This is a genomic window from Pseudoteredinibacter isoporae (assembly GCF_011602085.1).
Taxonomy (GTDB): Bacteria; Pseudomonadota; Gammaproteobacteria; order Pseudomonadales; family Cellvibrionaceae; genus Pseudoteredinibacter; species Pseudoteredinibacter isoporae.
Map to the genome: position 1 here is coordinate 945,503 of NZ_JAAONY010000002.1, position 16,892 is coordinate 962,394.

Annotated in this window: 12 protein-coding genes; 4 read left to right on the plus strand and 8 right to left on the minus strand. The window is 44.0% G+C overall.

What is annotated here, in order from left to right:
* Nucleotides 1–28: 28 nt before the first annotated feature.
* The gene (locus G8768_RS12680; protein WP_166846246.1) at nucleotides 29–727 is read left to right on the plus strand and encodes an alpha/beta fold hydrolase; all 699 of its coding nucleotides are present in this window, start codon (nucleotides 29–31) and stop codon (nucleotides 725–727) included.
* Nucleotides 728–1,909: 1,182 nt separating this feature from the next.
* On the opposite strand, the gene G8768_RS12685 is transcribed toward G8768_RS12680, so the two are convergent.
* Nucleotides 1,910–4,852: a DEAD/DEAH box helicase gene (locus G8768_RS12685; protein WP_166846243.1), complete on the minus strand. Its 2,943-nt coding sequence runs from the start codon at nucleotides 4,850–4,852 to the stop codon at nucleotides 1,910–1,912.
* 5 nt (nucleotides 4,853–4,857) lie between these two features.
* Nucleotides 4,858–5,064: a KTSC domain-containing protein gene (locus tag G8768_RS12690; protein WP_166846240.1), complete on the minus strand. Its 207-nt coding sequence runs from the start codon at nucleotides 5,062–5,064 to the stop codon at nucleotides 4,858–4,860.
* Nucleotides 5,065–5,647: 583 nt separating this feature from the next.
* On the opposite strand from G8768_RS12690, the gene G8768_RS12695 reads away from it, so the two are divergent.
* Nucleotides 5,648–6,250, plus strand: a complete 603-nt coding sequence (locus G8768_RS12695; RefSeq protein ID WP_166846237.1) for a DUF6088 family protein — start codon at nucleotides 5,648–5,650, stop codon at nucleotides 6,248–6,250.
* The gene (locus G8768_RS12700; protein ID WP_184679378.1) at nucleotides 6,243–7,259 is read left to right on the plus strand and encodes a nucleotidyl transferase AbiEii/AbiGii toxin family protein; all 1,017 of its coding nucleotides are present in this window, start codon (nucleotides 6,243–6,245) and stop codon (nucleotides 7,257–7,259) included. The genes G8768_RS12695 and G8768_RS12700 overlap by 8 nt, the downstream gene beginning before the upstream one ends.
* A 378-nt stretch (nucleotides 7,260–7,637) precedes the next feature.
* On the opposite strand, the gene G8768_RS12705 is transcribed toward G8768_RS12700, so the two are convergent.
* The 6 genes from G8768_RS12705 to G8768_RS12730 all read right to left on the minus strand — a co-directional run bounded on the left by G8768_RS12705 (nucleotide 7,638) and on the right by G8768_RS12730 (nucleotide 16,204).
* Nucleotides 7,638–8,513, minus strand: a complete 876-nt coding sequence (locus tag G8768_RS12705) for a hypothetical protein (RefSeq protein WP_166846234.1) — start codon at nucleotides 8,511–8,513, stop codon at nucleotides 7,638–7,640.
* Nucleotides 8,514–10,220 (minus strand): AAA family ATPase, encoded by a 1,707-nt coding sequence (locus G8768_RS12710; RefSeq protein ID WP_166846231.1) that lies wholly within the window; start codon nucleotides 10,218–10,220, stop codon nucleotides 8,514–8,516.
* Nucleotides 10,221–10,307: 87 nt separating this feature from the next.
* Nucleotides 10,308–11,150, minus strand: a complete 843-nt coding sequence (locus G8768_RS21295; RefSeq protein WP_166846229.1) for a DUF4145 domain-containing protein — start codon at nucleotides 11,148–11,150, stop codon at nucleotides 10,308–10,310.
* A 102-nt stretch (nucleotides 11,151–11,252) separates the two neighbouring features.
* On the minus strand, nucleotides 11,253–12,836 hold the full coding sequence (locus G8768_RS12720; protein ID WP_166846226.1) for an SH3 domain-containing protein: 1,584 nt from the start codon (nucleotides 12,834–12,836) through the stop codon (nucleotides 11,253–11,255).
* Complete coding sequence (locus G8768_RS12725) at nucleotides 12,829–13,992, minus strand: nucleoid-associated protein (protein ID WP_166846225.1); 1,164 nt, start codon at nucleotides 13,990–13,992, stop codon at nucleotides 12,829–12,831. The genes G8768_RS12720 and G8768_RS12725 overlap by 8 nt, the downstream gene beginning before the upstream one ends.
* Before the next feature lie 1,840 nt (nucleotides 13,993–15,832).
* A complete protein-coding gene (locus tag G8768_RS12730; protein ID WP_166846223.1) occupies nucleotides 15,833–16,204 on the minus strand; it encodes a helix-turn-helix domain-containing protein in 372 nt (123 codons plus the stop codon).
* Between the two features lie 119 nt (nucleotides 16,205–16,323).
* Between G8768_RS12730 and G8768_RS12735 the strand changes: the two genes are divergently transcribed.
* Nucleotides 16,324–16,785: a hypothetical protein gene (locus tag G8768_RS12735; protein WP_166846221.1), complete on the plus strand. Its 462-nt coding sequence runs from the start codon at nucleotides 16,324–16,326 to the stop codon at nucleotides 16,783–16,785.
* Nucleotides 16,786–16,892 lie beyond the last annotated feature (107 nt).

Below are 16,892 nucleotides of genomic sequence, written 5' to 3' on the forward strand. Positions count from 1 at the left end.
AGGGTAGTCTTTTTAGGCGAGCATAAAAATGACTAACAGACTGATATTGCTACCGGGGATGGATGGAAGTGGGCAGCTATTCGACTCATTTGTAAGCCAACTGAGACAGCTAAAACCTACAGTTATGGCACTTCCACAAAGCGGGCCTCAAAGCTATGAGCACCTAGCAACAATAATCAGCGACCAACTGCCAAGCGAGCCATATTATCTGCTAGCTGAATCGTTTTCTGGCGGAATAGTAGCCCAATTGAATAAAGAAGCTCTCAGTAGCTGCAAAGCAATAGTATTTGTAGCGTCATTTTTACAATCGCCATGCCCTTCTGCTGTTAAATTGGCGCAACATTTTCCAATCCATTTTTTAGCTAAATTTCCATTGAGTACGCTTGTGCATAAGCTGTTATTTTTGGGCCCCTATGCACCCAAAGGAATAATTGAAGATTTCAAAACTGCTATCGAAAAAGTCCCCGAATCAACCCTAAAAGCCAGGCTACAAGTAATCTACAATTCCAAATTACCAGGCGGAGCCATTGATATACCTGCTGTTTATATCAACCCCACATCTGACCGACTTGTTAATGACGGGCATGCTGAAGACTTCAAAAAAGTACACTCAAATCTCAAAGTAATAGATATAGAAGGCCCGCACTTTATCCTGCAAGCAAAACCTCTAGAGTGTGCAAAACTGATCGAGCTGGCAGTAAAGAAAATCAAAGAATTGGACGAATAAGATGGCTTTTATAATAGCTCAGCTTTTTCCGATAGTCGTCACATTCCTGTTTCAGGAGTTAAGATTACGGCGCCCTCTTGAAAACTACTGTGTTGTATGTGCGATTTGTCTATTGATAGCAATAGGCGGCTGGCTTTACCGAGGGTTCGTATATTATTCGGCCTCATCGGGAACATATACGTGGCCTTTGCCCATTGTGATTATTACAGCATTTGCTCTAAATTATCGTGTAGCTAAAAATCCGTGGATTCGAAGATTTCTTGTCTTACCTAAAGCAATATTGGCTTACTTGGTTAGCTTGTCTGGCATCTCTGTATTCTGAGATTGCATAGATATCATACAAGCCACCTGATACAGATTTAATTTCTAAAAGGATTAAAATGCCAAAAGAAGTAGCAAAAATAGATAGCCACTACCAAAGCCTAATCTGCTCTAAGGTGAGATAGCGTCTGTTCATAAACACTCCATACTCTTCAAGAGCACAAATGTATCCGCAGATAGATATCAATGTATGGGAATTTGTTACAGTCGCCAGATAAAATAGATCAGTGAGCTTGACTAACCCATAGCTAACCCAGAAACGCAAAAAGGCCAACTCTTAGAGCTGGCCTTTCTGGAATTCTCTTGATTTAACAAGAGCTTGTTTGGTGGGCCTAGCACAACAAAACTGAAACCATAAGTCATTGTTTTAATTGTACTTTAAGTTGAAGTAATGAAAAATATGCCCCCCAATATGCCCCCTAAATTCAAAGGACAAAGCGAAGCTTTCCGACAAGCGGTCAATAGAAATAAGGCACAAGATAAGCAGAAGAAAGGTTGGAGCCTCACCTGCCCAAGGAAGACTGACTATAAATCATCCAAAAAGCGACCATCTGTCTCATCACTCCACCCAGAGAGGTTCAGAACAGATGCGCTACAAGCTTCCGAAGACTGATAAGCCATTAAAAATAGTGCTGCAAACTCAGCCGTGTAGGCTGTGAAGTAATTCACTTGTGGTTAATTTGTAACCCTAAACGGAGCAACTGCCCCCCGGCTAATATCATCTAAGACTACCGCGACATAAGCTGTTAGGGGTGACCACCTTATCGATTCCCTCTGGTTTTGGATCACCTACATCACATTAGCCCCTATCTTCACGATAAATCGGGAATTTAAAATCCAAAACATCACTTAGAAACCGACTTACGACCCTAGTATTCTGAAATGGTCATGCCTCTCCCTAATCAAATAATCATCAACCGATGCTAGTATATTTCCTAATTTACCTGTAATTGAATCTGCAGAGATACCCGGTTGAACAGCGATGATTCTAAAGGTTATCGTTGCCGGAGGAACTTCGCACACCAGCTTGCGCAGTGTATCAAGATCCCCTTTAATGAAAGTACACGCCCCCTTTCTCTCATTGAATCTATAGTTTATGCGCTCAAAAAGCTTAGAGGGTCGAGTATAAATCGTACATTTAATCGACTGCCCGCATACCTCATAGGCGTCTTCAACCCGGTCACCTGGCTTGAGTCCCCCCGCCTTCTTGCAGTGATAAAACTCGATTAAAACCCCTTCATCTTGTCTATTGACGGTAATAAAGTCGGCAATTTCTCCAGTTCCGTGGTCAAAATAAACCACATCAAGATCATCGTCTTCAGCAAGATGCATTGATAAATATGATTGAATAGAAATACCGTGATCAGAATCAGGCTTACATTCATTCCTAACATCAACACCATTGCCCTCCCAGTCAACGGGAATGATGTTCTCCAAACGAAAATTCGTACTATTCTCATGGCTAGGCATAAAGCTCAAACCATGAAATGAGGAAAGCTCCCCGGTATAAAAAACCAGAGGATAATCATTTAATAAGCATTCCAAAGGCACCCTACTTCCCATTTTTCTAGCGAAAAGTTTCGTTTCACTCAAAGGCGCGAATAGTTCACCACCTAAAATTGAGAATTTAAAAGGAAATCTATCTTCGAAAACGACAATATTAAAAGTGATCTCTCTGTCTGTTATTGAGTCATAATCAATTTCAATATCACAATCTAGGAGCGGACAAGATTGCCAATCACAAGCAACCAAAAACTCAACGACATAACTCCCCTTATAAATCTCCCTATCCCAATCACTGTACATCACATTTTCTGGGACTTTTTCCAGTTCCTGACCGACTGACAATAAATCTAGACCACACCTAGTGTTCTCATTCAAATCACTGGTTACTTTCTTTGCAAGTGATTTACACCATGCTATTAATTCTGGAATTTGAGATGATTTATTACTCCATATTTTCGAAGTGCTACTAATTCCTATAGTTACCTCTTCGCCATTATCTTCAGCGCTACCAAAGCAATGCCCTCGATGATACAACCTTGAATCAGAAGGTTGTATAGCCTTATCGGCACCAGCCCCAGATATAATACGATACGATTCACTGGTGCTTGATTTTGACCTATTACGCATCCCGACGTTAAAGAACTCATGATTCTTTAACCCATTTAAAGCCCTATTAATTCTATTGAGGGGAAGAATATTCCCCCCCTCCAATGCAACTCCTTGCAAGACCAAATCATAGAAACCAGGGGTACGACGGGTAAAGCATAAAAAGACGAGCTTAGCATCTTCATCGTAATAAATTATAAAAGCATCGTGCTCTACGTTATTAAATCGATCATCTTTGCTAAAGCTTGATCTCTTGACCTCCTTCGTAATAAAGATGGCCGTATTTAAACTATCGCTGATTCTCTCATGTATAACCTCTATGTCCTGCGGCCAAGCTATTTCTCCCCGGAGATCCACTCTCCCAGCAGTACTATAAACTTTAACATGATGGTAGGGCTCTATTGTATAAAGCGACATATCATCAAACTCTTCACAATCATAACCTCCGGATTTTTCGAAGGATTCTAAAGCCTCTCTAACAGCCGTCTCTCTTTCCACACGCGCTGAACTAAGGTTGGCAATCATTTCTTGCCAAACCGTTCCTGATCGATACAGCCGTTCCGACTCGATTTTTATCTCTGATGGAACAGCAATAAATTTCGCTGGCCCCAAGTGGGCGCCAGCTGTCCGGGCAAACCTACCAACAAATTGCAAAGTTACTGCTAGCGACTTGTGAGGGCTATGTACAGCAGCTATTTTCAGACTTGGAAAATCGAAGCCTTCGCCTAGCATGTCAACACAGATGATTCCATCTAAGCTTCCATCAGAAAGACTCTTAATTACTCCATTAACATGCTTAAGCGAGTGATCACCCTTTACAACTTTAAGCTTAAGGTCGGTATGGTCTTGGTATAGTTTTGCAAGTTCTGATGCTCGCTTCTTACTATCCGTCCTGATCATAATCCTATGATCAAAGCCAGCTGATGAGTCAGCCTTATATTGACGATCAGCCTCTTTTGCTATGGCTATATCCGATGTAGAGCCCGCATCTTCAAGCTCAACAGGGATGTATGATATTTCACCGAAAATTCCGTCATGGTAGGCTTTTGATAGCGGGTAAGAGTAAATCAGCCTACCTTTAATCTCTTTATTATCGCGCCGAAAAGGCGTAGCTGTAAGTAGTATTTTTCTAGCGTCGTCAAATGCATCGATAATGCCTTTCCAGGTCCTGGCCGGGCTATGGTGAGCCTCATCAACCAAAACAAGATCAAAAAGATCAGTAGGCGGATTGGGAATATTCTCAAATGAGGGGCTAATACTAGGGAGAGTACCAACCACAACATCATAATCTTTCATTTTTTCCCAATCATCATCGGATCCTAGTCTTTCACGTGTGCTAAACACCTTTGGACTTTCGATTGTCTCAGGAAGAGCTTGAATCTTTTTGAGCACATCAAGCGTTTCAAACTGCTCTGCAATTTGCTCTCTTACCAACCTACTTGGGGTGATAACCAGCACCCTATTGGCCCTCAGCAAAAAAGCGGCGGCGATAAGGACTGCCGTCTTCCCTGACCCAGTTGGCATCGTGACAATTCCTGGCTCAGTGCGATTGGTAAAATGTGAGCCTATCGCATGCAATGCTCCAAGCTGAGCATTGCGAAAACCAGGCTCCTCATCACCTAAAGCAATAGGCCAAACCAATCCCTTGTAATTCTTGGAAAAATAGTCTCGCGATATAAATTCTTTTTTCATAGTGATTAGCAGTCATACTGGTCTTTAATATAGTCGTGGTAGTACCTTCCTACAGAATCCGCATTAACAAACTCTTTAAAAACACTTTCAGGAACACCATAGAATTCGTAGTAAGGATCACTATCATTAAAATCGATATACATCCGCTGAGAGGCGGACTCATAGCCTACTTTCCGGATCGCCGAAGACCGCACATAAACCCAATCAGTCATAAATTTCCCCTATGAACCTAATTCACAGCATCACTTTTTACGCTTTGGAGTTTGAGCAAGCGCACTTCCTGCAGCTGATTTAGACGCCTTTGAAGTACGCCGGTCTCGCAATGTTCTGGAGGCAGCTTTTGCTGCCTGGGAGGAAGTTTGCTTCGTGGCTGATTTACGCTGAGAAAGAGCGCTCCCAGCCGCTGATTTGGATTTTGAGCTTGTCGATCTACTCTGTAAGGTCTTGGATGCCGCATTAGCGGCTTTTTTGCTGGTCATTTTCCTATTGGTCACTGTAATACCCCTATTTTCGTCCTTAAATAGGGCCCGAGATGAAAGAATGCACTAAATAGACAGTCAAATCCGGCCTCGATTCACTATATCTTGGGGTTAACGCTCATTATTCAACCATTTCCCATAAATTTTTTACGGATTAATAAATTTATCATGGCTATCAATAACTTATGGAGAGCGATAACCCTAAATCACTCAACACTTACTAAGATCCCCTAACAACGAAGTACAAAATATAACCAAACCTTGAATTTTGGGAGATTTTTTTATATATTTTCTGACAGTTATTGAGAAAATCATTATGTCTGTAAATCAAGCTATCACCAGCCACATAGAGACCTTTCCAGCAGGGGAACCGTTTGCTATTAGCCGTTTTCTGAATCTGGGATCTCGCACAGCTGTAGACAAATCACTATCACGTCTTGTTAAACAGGGTTCTATAGAACGCATCACACAGGGCATCTATATCCGCCCCAAAAAGAACCGTTTTATTGGCTCGGTAAAACCAGAGATCAGCAAAGTTATCCAAACAATAGCTGAATCCAACGGGGAGACCATCGAGGTACATGGAGCCGAAGCAGCTAGGCGATTCCAGCTGTCCACCCAAGTTCCGACCATACCTATCTATTACACCAGCGGCTCATCTCGAACTTTGGCCATTGGCAAACTCAAGGTCAAATTGGTTCACGCCGCTCCTCGGAAGCTTCAGCTGGCAGGAAAAAAGTCAGGAGTAGCTCTATCTGCTCTCTGGTTTCTTGGCAAAGGGAACCTCAGCGAGAGCATCGTTAAGAGGGTGATGAGCAAGCTGTCACCTACAGAAAAACAGGAGTTGGTAGAAGCCGAAAAACCTGCATGGATGACTAAGGCATTACACCTCTATAGTAAGACCCCCACCCATGTCTGAAAAATTCTTACACTTAGACGCAAATGAGCGCAAAGAAATTCTCGAAACATTGGCACCTGATATGGGGCGAAAAGCCAATGTGCTAGAAAAAGACCTTTGGGTCTGCTGGGCTCTGGAGGCTGTTTTTTCAATGCCAGACGCACTACCTATGGCATTCAAAGGGGGTACATCGCTATCCAAAGTATTCCGTGCGATTAATCGCTTCTCTGAAGACATTGACATAACAATAGACTACCGCGCCTTAGCGAAGCATATCAGCGATGACTTCGATCCGTTTAAACAAGGCCAGTCTAATAATCAAATCAGAAAGTATGGAGATCGCCTCAAAGAAGGGGTCAAAAGGTATGCTGCTGATTTGATCATCCCCTACATAAAGGCTCAAAAAGACTTACTGCCCTATGGCGATGATCTTACTATTGAGCACTCCAAAGACGGGGAAAATATCTGGGTTCATTTTCCGTCTGTGGTTGAAGAACAAGATGAATATCTCAAAAGCAGTGTATTAATTGAACTAGGAGGTAGAAATACAATTGATCCTAATGCTGTCCATACGGTCAAACCTGATATATCAGAACCGCTCAGTGATCAGCCTCTTGAGTTCCCCGCAGCAAATATTGTTGTCTTGGCTCCAGAGCGTACTTTTTGGGAGAAAGCCACGCTCATACACTCAGAATGTAATCGAGGAACCATGAAAGCTAACGTGGGTCGTCTTTCTAGGCACTGGTACGACCTTCATTTGTTAAATGAATCTGAAGTCGGAAAACTAGCCATTAACAACACTAACTTGTTAAACGACGTAATCAATTATAAGAAATGCTTTTATCGAAGCGGGTTTGCAAACTATGACGCCTGCGCAAACAAGGGTTTTAAGCTAATTCCCAAAGATACTGTATTGGCCGAACTGGAAAAAGACTACCGTAACATGCAGGATATGATCTACGGAGAAGCACCAACATTCGATGCAATTATTTCATCGCTGTCCCAACTTGAAATCACTCTCAATAGCTAATTCCACTATCAACAAAACCTCCTTTATCCACATCGAAATAGCTTGCTACACCAGCGAATAATACACTCCTGGATTAAAGTTCGGATTTTAACGAGCTAGAATTTAGAGGCCAAAGCGACGCCAAAATAAAGTCAAAAGCATTTTCCTGTGCCAGACTGCAGTAGAAAATCTTACCCTAGGCTGGCATATAACTCCTTTTCTCACCATTCAAAACAAAAAGCACGCCGAACAGACTTAAACAAATCAATAAGCTATTTTCATGCCATTTAAAACTAAAGTTTTATTGGAAATTTTAAACAGCGGCCAAATATACATACTGCACACTTTTTTGATTGCAAAAAAGCGGTCAATCTACGATCCTCCACCTCCATAGTGACCTCACGAAAAATCAAATTCTTCAACAATCTCATCGGATTCTGACTCAATTTGCTCGTTGATCTTGTTCTTCTCAATAAAGTCTATGACGCCTTGATCAGACAATATCGCGATATACAGTGCCGACTTCCAATCCTTAGACAACTCAGCAGTTTCAATCTCATCGAGTCGCTGCTGCAAGGCCTTTCTTAGCGAAAAAGAAGAGGCTTTGAGCTTATTAATCCAAGAATTGACTTCAAAGTGGCAGAACTCAAGAAAGCGCTTATCGACTTTTAGCTCCGTGAAATGTCTTAGCAACCGTTCTTTCACACCCGATGATAAAGGCGCACTTTGCGTGAGTTTTGGCCGAAACCTCAGTTCTTCGCCCTCAATGGTAATCTTCACTTTGAATCTAAAGAATCTGAATGCGGCAAAGTACATCGGGCTTACAAACAAAGAGGCGTCGATACCATCACAATAGTACTTTTCCCCCTTGGTTGGCGCACAAGCTCTGCACTGAGGCACTAGGTTTTGTGGATGAATGGAATATTCGGGCCAGCTGTTTTTGGGCATAAAATGATCCAAGGTATCCGGACGAACCGGATTGCCACAAAATGGGCAGTACAACAACCCATGGCCATGACGGCGCTCCTGCAAACGATCGCCAAGATGGACAGGAGGGCGTTCATACATTTCCACAAGCGTGTCTTTGTGCACCAACATCGTACTGGAATCCGGCTTAAGCTCAAAAAGCTTTACAATGTCATCGTAACGGTATGAGCAGCTCTTTAGCTCATCAGCAATACCATCAAATGCCTCTGCGCATTCTTTTTTACTGCCTACTCCCGCATCGACCCATTCAAGCGGACACTCTCTATGCGTGTTACCTAGGTATTTCAATTACTCATCCTCCACCTCGAAACCCTCCGCCGGGTACATCTTGGAGAGCAGGTGCGCTAAGGCCGAATCCCCTATGTTTCTCTTAACTTCGACCAACATCTCAGAATCGAGATTTTTGACATTAATGATGGCGTTGAGTGCATCCTCATACTGTTTCTCCACCTGAAAATCGTCAAAAACCTCGCGAATAATCGCTTCCGTTGATGCCCCATAGGTCTCAATGGTAGGGTTGGAAAATGTGGTTCGATGGGTTTCTCGTCTTAGGACGTGAACTTCAGATCTTGCCACCTCTCGAGTTAAAATGGCTGAGTGTGTCGCGATAACAGCGTATGAGGACGTTTTCTTCAGCAGAGACTTCAGCATATTAATCAGACCGACTTCTAGTTCAGGGTGCAGATACAACTCTGGTTCATCAATCAGCACCAAGCTCTCATCATCCAATTCCGCCACAATTGCGGGAATCATATACGAGTACATCCGTTGGCCGGAACTCAGCGATATGGGATCACCGTCCTTTAAGAAGACTAGCCCCTTGGAATGGTCGACGGTTCCAGTGTTGTCCGAGAAATTACTTATGACATCCGCATTGATGTCCATGTAGCCACCGTCTTGGGAAACCATCACCACTTCATCGAAGTCAATGCAATTCGACAACGTATCAAGCATCAGATCCAGCCGGTACCGATCTCTCCACCAATGGTTCTGCTTGTCGTAAATCGACATTCTTTCTGCAGATTTTGCACTGAGCGTTTTAGGCCAATCCAGATCAAACACGCCTTCTTCGTTCTTAAAGCCAATATACGCGTACTCATTAACCTTCATGACGCGTTCACGCCATATACCATGGTTGCTGCTGGTGACATTTTCCACATCAAGGTGCTTATACAATTCTCGCGCAACCTCCAGTTCAGTTCGGAAGTCATCGAACGGAGAAAAAGAAACGACAATGAGCTTATGGAAAAAGTGCCAAGGTTGTTTTTGTTCGTTAATTCCCAACACCACATCAGCCAGCTCTTGAAGAATACGAGACTTCCCTGCCCCGTTCTTACCGATGAGGATGTTGACGTTATCCTCTCGAAACCCCTCCAGCTCGCCAAACTGTATAGACACCCGCTCCATAAACTCCGGCAATTGTTCCAGTTCTATTCGGAAACTTTTATCACGGCGGTATGTGCCATTCGCGATGCTCCGTCCCTTTTTGATCATCGCTTCAGCGCTGCTGCCTTTCCTTAGGATGGCCTTCTCAAACCCAGGCCATTTCTCATACGTTGAACGTCGAGCATAGTAATAGCTCGCATCACACAAGTCTCTCAAAGCCGTATCGGCTTGGCCATCGCCCAGCAACTTATTGATCTTGCTGTAGGTGTCAATTTCTCGGGGCAAGGACACCACGGTGGTAATATTCAGAACATCATTTATTTGAAAAATGTCTTCGGATACCTTAGTCGACTTTCTCTTCAAATACTCTGCGCTTTCTTCAACTCCCTTAATGAGAAACCTTATATGCCCTAAAGAGGGTGGATCCTCGCAAACTTCATTTATTATTCTATCTACGTTGCCATCTTCCTTTACAAAACGTACATCAAAAAGAACCGTATAGCCAAAATCATCCCAGGGAAATTGATGACCTGAGTGAAAATTGTCTGTAAACAGGTGAAGTCCTGGGAATTGTTGAATTTTCTCGGTTTCGGAATAGTATATGTTCATAGTAAGCTTACACCACAGATTGGAACGGTGAACGTTGCGTTTTCGGTATTAAATCGAGCGACGAAGGGTTAACCTTATTCATCCGTATCACTGAGATTCAAATTTTTCGTTTAACTGGTCTCTATGCTTACTGACTAGCCTGAATTTTTCCCGCCTTTCGAAAATACTGAGCACAACTTCAAACAAATTAAATGCTTGCAACAAGTCGTCTTCCGTCACATCGTGGGCATGTGTCCCTTCGTTGCCCACCAACTTCAATGTCATGAGATACCCGGCCTCGTCGGGCATGACATTTTGCAGACTCTCAATCTTTCTGTGCAAATTCCCACCACTGGCCCCCTCCCCTTCACAAAAGCGCTCGATCGCCCGCCTGAGTTTTGAAGCGGATGAAAGAGGGTCAAAATGAAATTGCTTAAACGCGTCCATCAGCTCCACCTCGATCAGGTCTGGAACGTACTTCGGGATTGTCATCATGGGGATCGTTGGCGAGAAATACTCGAACTTAATCCTTTCGGGCTCAACCACAGTGTTTTGTGAAATTGGCTTGTGTGACTTTACAAAGCCTGTCGCTGAGACAGCACCGTTGCAATGCGTGCACCGAAAATAGCCGATGCATTGCAGTATCGACCACTGCGAGGCTTTCATTTCCGTTGATATGTTGGCAATCAGCGACGTAATCCCCCAAAGCCAGCTTTCTTCAAATGCGCCCTCTGTTTCTTTCTGGCGTTTTGCTTTAGCCTCATTCTTGCGGGCTTCCTCCAGCCTGCAATGTCGGCTTGCAGAGAGCCGAAAGCTGTCTGGCAGTGCTTCTCGGTGCAAGGACTGCTTATCCAGGGCTAAAGTGTGATGTTGGCAATACGGACAAGGGAGATCAGGGTATTGACCGACTTTCACAAAAGAAAGAATGGAACCCCATGTTTCAATATTCACTATGGTACCTAAATAGGTTTTTGGGCAGTCGCCTTTTGGGGTAGGCAATCGCTGAAATCGTAAAAATGTTAAAGTGACATAGAATAATGACAATGCTTTCGATCAATGTAACGGCAGTTTTTCAAATCGCACGAAGTCTAGGACAACAGTATGATTCCTGTACACCCAGCCTCTTATTTTCTGGTTCTTAAAGGCCACATCTACTTGAAGCCATAATTGACCAGGATCGTTTGCAACCCTCATTAACGCCCCTTTGGGGAGATGAGCAAGAATATCGGAATCGAAACTCGACCTTTCTCGAACCCTCAGGTTTGTCGCCGTCGACACACGATAGCTCTCTTTTCCCAGGAGATCTTTGATGACGGCATTGGGATCACTTGGAGTGACGTTCAAAGAACGCTCGCTCTTCGACTTTGGGGGCGCCGGCTCGATCTTCGACGCCGAGGGCGTCGACTCGTTCTTTATCGGCTGAGCGGGTTGTCCATCATCCAAATGCGCTGTGCACGTAAGATCCACCACCACGTACACAGCCGCAGCCAGCATTGTACAGAAGACAACGTACTTGATGAAATCAAGGCTTTTTTTGGCACCTTCAACCAGTTTCATCAGCGCCTCTTTTACTTTCTGAGACGCTCGCCGAACTTCAGCCTCTTCACTCAGATTATCGTATCGTTTGAATTCACTCTGAATTTGCTCGCCAATGTGTATGAAGGTTTTCCGGTGAACCGACAGAGACTTCAGAACAATCGCTATGGACAGCGCCAAGCCAAGTATAATTGCAACCCCGTCAAGAATAGAATCAATCTTCATCAGTGCACTGACGGCGACAAACGCCGCCGGTATGGTCAATGCTTTGGTCTGCCCACTGGACACGATCTCATTAATCTTTGATGTGTACAGCAAGTCTTGATGGCTGATTTCTTGTAGAATTTTATTGACACTAAAGCGCTTTGCAAACAGTTCATTGTGCTCATTGTACTTTGACTTGAACGTCGCCACAGAAAACAGTGCAAAATTAAAAATAGACGATTCTTCCTGACAACCGAGAACCAACTCGCCAAACGCCGACCGCATAACGGACTTGCGCTCAATATCCTGGCAGTCGCCAAGATGGATCGCACGATCAAGTTCCTCAATGGCTTTATATACCGACTCACTTTCCTGAAGCTTGGACAAATCCTCCCAAGAAATGACGGGGGAAAATTGATACTTCTTAACCACTTCATTTTTCTCAATGAAAAATAGGAGCTTATCCCTGCCTTTTGATACCCCTTTGGGTGGATCACAGTGGTCAGCCAATTCCGTCAGCAATTTTCGAAACGTCAAAAAGACTTCAATTTTCCGAGCACTTTTACTGCCCTTGCCATCAACACGTCCATCGTCAATGACACAGTAATCGTTCGGGAAGCTAGAGGATTGCTTGACAGTGTCATAAAGCTCACCCCAGTTGCGATAAAAAGGGCAATTTCCGTCTCGCCAATGTCGAACCGATGAATCTAACGTCAGAGTCTTATCGTTCAACATACCCGTCAAACTCGATTGGTAGCCAGTTTCGCGCAGGAGATCTTCCAGCTCTTTGGGCGAATATCCATCGCTCACGTCGAACTGGAACATGGGCGCGTTTGGCTGCGCTTTTGAGGGCGTCACCAATTCAAAAAACCTATTCAGGCGCGCATCATTACTCATCGGTATCGACCAAATCTTTGAGCGACTGCTGTTCATTGTGATCGTTCACGGACAACGTCAGCTTGTGAGTGTCAACATCGTACTCAATCGGGTGGCCGGATCCCACTCCACCGATTTTTGCACGGTAAATTTTTGCAGAGAAGCTCTCGTCGGGTGCATTCACATTCACCCATTGCTCCGCCTCGACAGCCTGCACGGTCGGTTCAATGTAGTCATTGACTTCAAAGTCATTGTCGTTAACAAATTCAGAAAAGCTTTTCCCCTGTTTAAAGGCGTCGGGAATTTCGGAATCAATAAGAACCGACAGTGCATCCAGTGATACCGGTTTTTTGTCTCTGGCCGCTTTCTCCAACTCCTTGTCGAGTCTTCTTCGAGATTTATGGTAGTCCTCTACCGGCAGATTCAAGGTACTGCGATATTTTTCTAATGCGGCGTACAATTGATCAACGGATTTCGCATTGTCAGCTTTGATCTCACAACCAAAGGCTTTTTTAAAGAAGGCGCTTGCCGAACTACCCGCGATGAATTTTAAATAGGTCTTGCCTTCGGGCTTTTCTGGGTAGGTCTCTTTAAACCCCGTCAGATCAAACAAGGCGGCTTGTTTCAGCGTGTTTAAATTAATGTGCTGCGCGTTCTCAGGGATTAAGTCACCGTCAAATTTAAAGCCACTTCGGTTGTCCACCATTACGGCCAATAATCGACCCACATCGTCTTCATCATTATCCTTATAGTGCATAAAAACGATACCGCCGCCGGTAATCTTTACAGCACCGGAATCGATGGCCGATAACACCAGCTCGTCCATCAACATATCAATCAATTTAAGGAAATCCGTCTCACCCCTTATGTATTTTTGAAGCCGAGACGGCATGGATGTGTCACTGTCCTGTTGTTCATAGTAACTGTGAAACTTGTTCTTACGCTTAAACTTTCTTTCTACCTGTGTAATGAATGCATAACAGATTTCGTTTTCTATCGGCCAGGGCAGCCCTATTTTTGAATCGATGTCATCCGCCCCTTTTTCAGAAATAAACTGGGCAGTGACCGCGGAAACGACCTTCAAAGGCTGAATAATTTTGGTTTTCTCAGGCTCACAGTTTGGGCATTCCGCAAGAGATTCTTCATATGCGATCTTGCAGTCATCACATTCAAGCATTGTTACGATTCCTAGGAAATTTCATCTGTACGCTGTACGGCGGTTGACAAGAGCCATAGTTCGGACTGAAGTTGCTTTTCGCGCGAGGTATTGTTACGACGATAAAACACTTCAAACCGGGAGCTGGACATCCTTCGCCGTAGCGCAAAAGTGGGATATGTTAATTATCCTGCTGACCACAGACCTGCATGTCCAGAGCTATTACAGAGCACGCTATACAACTGCCCGAACAGCGTCGTGGAAAACACAAAGGAGCAAACTGCTGACAGGAGTGGTTGGCACAGGTGTATTGATGGCGAATAGAGAGCAGGCAACCTGCATTTTAAACTCAACTCGAAGTTGGGTCGGTTACCGGGGAGCAGAGCGTTTAATTCAACAGTCACAATAACGACATCCTTATCATTTGCTTCATTAACAGAGGCACAAGGGTAACAACAGACGCTTCAATTCACCATAGCACTGTACAGAAATCGCTGAATTTGATGAAAACGAAACTAGGACATACGACCAGAGTTCGCTACACCAAGCAGAATGTTCAATATTCAGCCACCCAAAGTACAGCTATAAGCCCCACAATATTGATAGCTTTTAACAATATCTACCACCAACTTAATTCTCAGGTTTGTTAATCAACGCCCCAGAGATTAAAAATTGCACTATCGAAACACAATTAAACCTGCGGTGAATAGCAAGCCTAAAGGTGGCTTATTCGAAAAGCCAGATATTACCCTGATCTAATTATCAAGTCTTAATATAATGACACCCCTGACAGGAGGCTCAACAAAAATTGAAAGCTCTGGATGAAGGTAGCTTTCAAAATAGGACACTGAACTTATCATGCCGGCTTTACTCAAGACCCCAAATGGGTAGAACTTGTTCGCGAGTCATGCAAGGAGAACTTAAGAGAGGTCCATACAAATATTTAAAGATTAATTCACAGGTAGAAGACATGGACTAGTTGAAGTCTATTTTAAAGTGTAATGATCTGTTTAAGGTACTATTTTCAGTTATCAACCAGAGTGAGGTCACAGTTACAAGCTTACTAGCTGCTTTAGGGTTGGGCGCGGATTTGAGCCACTCGCTATAGTTCTGCAAGTTTAAATACTTAGTTTCAAAACCAGATGCCTAACTATTTGCTGTTGTTCGTCGCTACAAGACTTGGATGAAAGTGCCTCCATAGAGACGCTTCGAAACGCCAATCGGAAATGCAGCAAGCATAAAGGGGTATGGTAAGGGTCAAATTTCTTTTCCGTTTTCCCTTTTGTTAAACATGTAAAGTTTAAATGTAATCACATTTGGTAAGTGTTTATGCCAGTCTAGAGCTTTGGGCAATAGAGTGATGAAATCAGATTTCATCCAAGGGCATGGGACACAACTCCCATTTGGCGATTTGCCATAAACCTTAGCGTGTCTTGTTGGGGCTAAGGCTTATTGAGGGTTTGAATGTCGATGGTTCTCCTTTCTGTTGGTGGTTGCATTGTTGTCACGGTGGTGACAATCAGCTGGGAAGGCCCTGTTTAGGGCAGTTTTGCTATTGAAAGTGCAATAGCCACACATAAATGGATTGCTTGGAAATATCTTAGAGGGAGAATGACATCCTTCCCCTCGTAATCCTTGCATCACTTCGAGAAAATAGGGTCTAGACCTTATGGGGATTGGGATTGCCTACCGCGTCACTACATTATTGTAGTGACGCGGTAGGCGAAATACTCATAGAGTAATTGCTCTTTTACGCTCGACTAGCATTGAGGCGGGGGTTAAACGCGAGTCCAATTCAGCCCTTCTACTCACTCTCCCCTCGCCTTTTTCTTAATAATGCTCCAAACCAAATTCAATATGGCTAGCTAAGTAACATTGCCAACGCTACACCAATCGCGGCCCCAGTAAGAACAGCTTTAGTGTTAGAGCTTCCACTTGAGCTTACTGAATTAGCTTGCTTTGTACTCAAGACTTCTATTTTCTCGTAGTCCCTAAAATATCTAGCATTCGTCTCCGCCTCTTTAATGATCTCCGACGGAGAAACATTAAGCGCATTCGCCAGCATAAACAGCTGGTCCATAGTGATCGAGGCCACTCCCTTTTCTAGACGCGACAGTACCGGCTGTGACAGCCCCGCTTTGCGGGCCAATGTGGCCTGATCGTATCCCCTTTGATCCCTAAGCTTCTCGATTTGATAACCAACAATACCGTTGTACGTAACAACTTGAGACATGCACCCTATCCCCATAGAACAAAACTTTTAAATTGTACTTGCATACCATTCGATATGCGAATATGATGCAATTATTCGGATTACGCATATTATTCACATTGACAGAAGAGGGACCTTAAATGATCTTAGTTAAAGTAAAAATTTTATACCGAAGGAAAGCCTCCGGCTTTGTTGCCCATAATGGCCTAGAGCTCAGATTCTCCTGTGGGAGCAGCCAGGTGTTCCACAACTCCCCAGGAACAGGACCCTGCATAACGAGCTTTGAAGGCTTTGCTCAAGGTGAAGCTGTAAATGAGAAAGGCTCCTTTGAAGGGAACCTAACCGCTATATGGATGCGTATCCAAAGCATCCTCACGAAAAACAGACGCTACGACGCTTTATCGTACAACTGCGAACACGCCGTAAGGGAGGTCATCCATGGTGAGCGTTTCAGCCCACAATTAAAATCTAGCGTGGCTAGTGGTCTATTTTTCGGCTTGGTCACCGCCCTCTTCGGTGGGAGTGCTAAACAAATTGTAATGGCTACTGCAATCGGTGCTGGAGGAGGACTGCTGATCGAGCGAACCCACCAGCTAGCTTAGCACCTACGCTTTTGTCATAGCTTAGAGGGGTAGAACTCGAATAGCGTTGAAAGAAAAAGGCCAAGGGCGAAGACAAATCAAGAGAGGCTAACCAAGCTCAGATTGTG

What these genes read in the sequence shown, in the direction of transcription:
- G8768_RS12680 (WP_166846246.1), top strand. Translation starts at nt 29, where the DNA reads ATGACTAACAGACTGATATTGCTACCGGGGATGGATGGAAGTGGGCAG.
- G8768_RS12685 (WP_166846243.1), bottom strand. Translation starts at nt 4,852, where the DNA reads ATGAAAAAAGAATTTATATCGCGAGACTATTTTTCCAAGAATTACAAG.
- G8768_RS12690 (WP_166846240.1), bottom strand. Translation starts at nt 5,064, where the DNA reads ATGACTGATTGGGTTTATGTGCGGTCTTCGGCGATCCGGAAAGTAGGC.
- G8768_RS12695 (WP_166846237.1), top strand. Translation starts at nt 5,648, where the DNA reads ATGTCTGTAAATCAAGCTATCACCAGCCACATAGAGACCTTTCCAGCA.
- G8768_RS12700 (WP_184679378.1), top strand. Translation starts at nt 6,243, where the DNA reads ATGTCTGAAAAATTCTTACACTTAGACGCAAATGAGCGCAAAGAAATT.
- G8768_RS12710 (WP_166846231.1), bottom strand. Translation starts at nt 10,220, where the DNA reads ATGAACATATACTATTCCGAAACCGAGAAAATTCAACAATTCCCAGGA.
- G8768_RS12720 (WP_166846226.1), bottom strand. Translation starts at nt 12,836, where the DNA reads ATGAGTAATGATGCGCGCCTGAATAGGTTTTTTGAATTGGTGACGCCC.
- G8768_RS12725 (WP_166846225.1), bottom strand. Translation starts at nt 13,992, where the DNA reads ATGCTTGAATGTGATGACTGCAAGATCGCATATGAAGAATCTCTTGCG.
- G8768_RS12730 (WP_166846223.1), bottom strand. Translation starts at nt 16,204, where the DNA reads ATGTCTCAAGTTGTTACGTACAACGGTATTGTTGGTTATCAAATCGAG.
- G8768_RS12735 (WP_166846221.1), top strand. Translation starts at nt 16,324, where the DNA reads ATGATCTTAGTTAAAGTAAAAATTTTATACCGAAGGAAAGCCTCCGGC.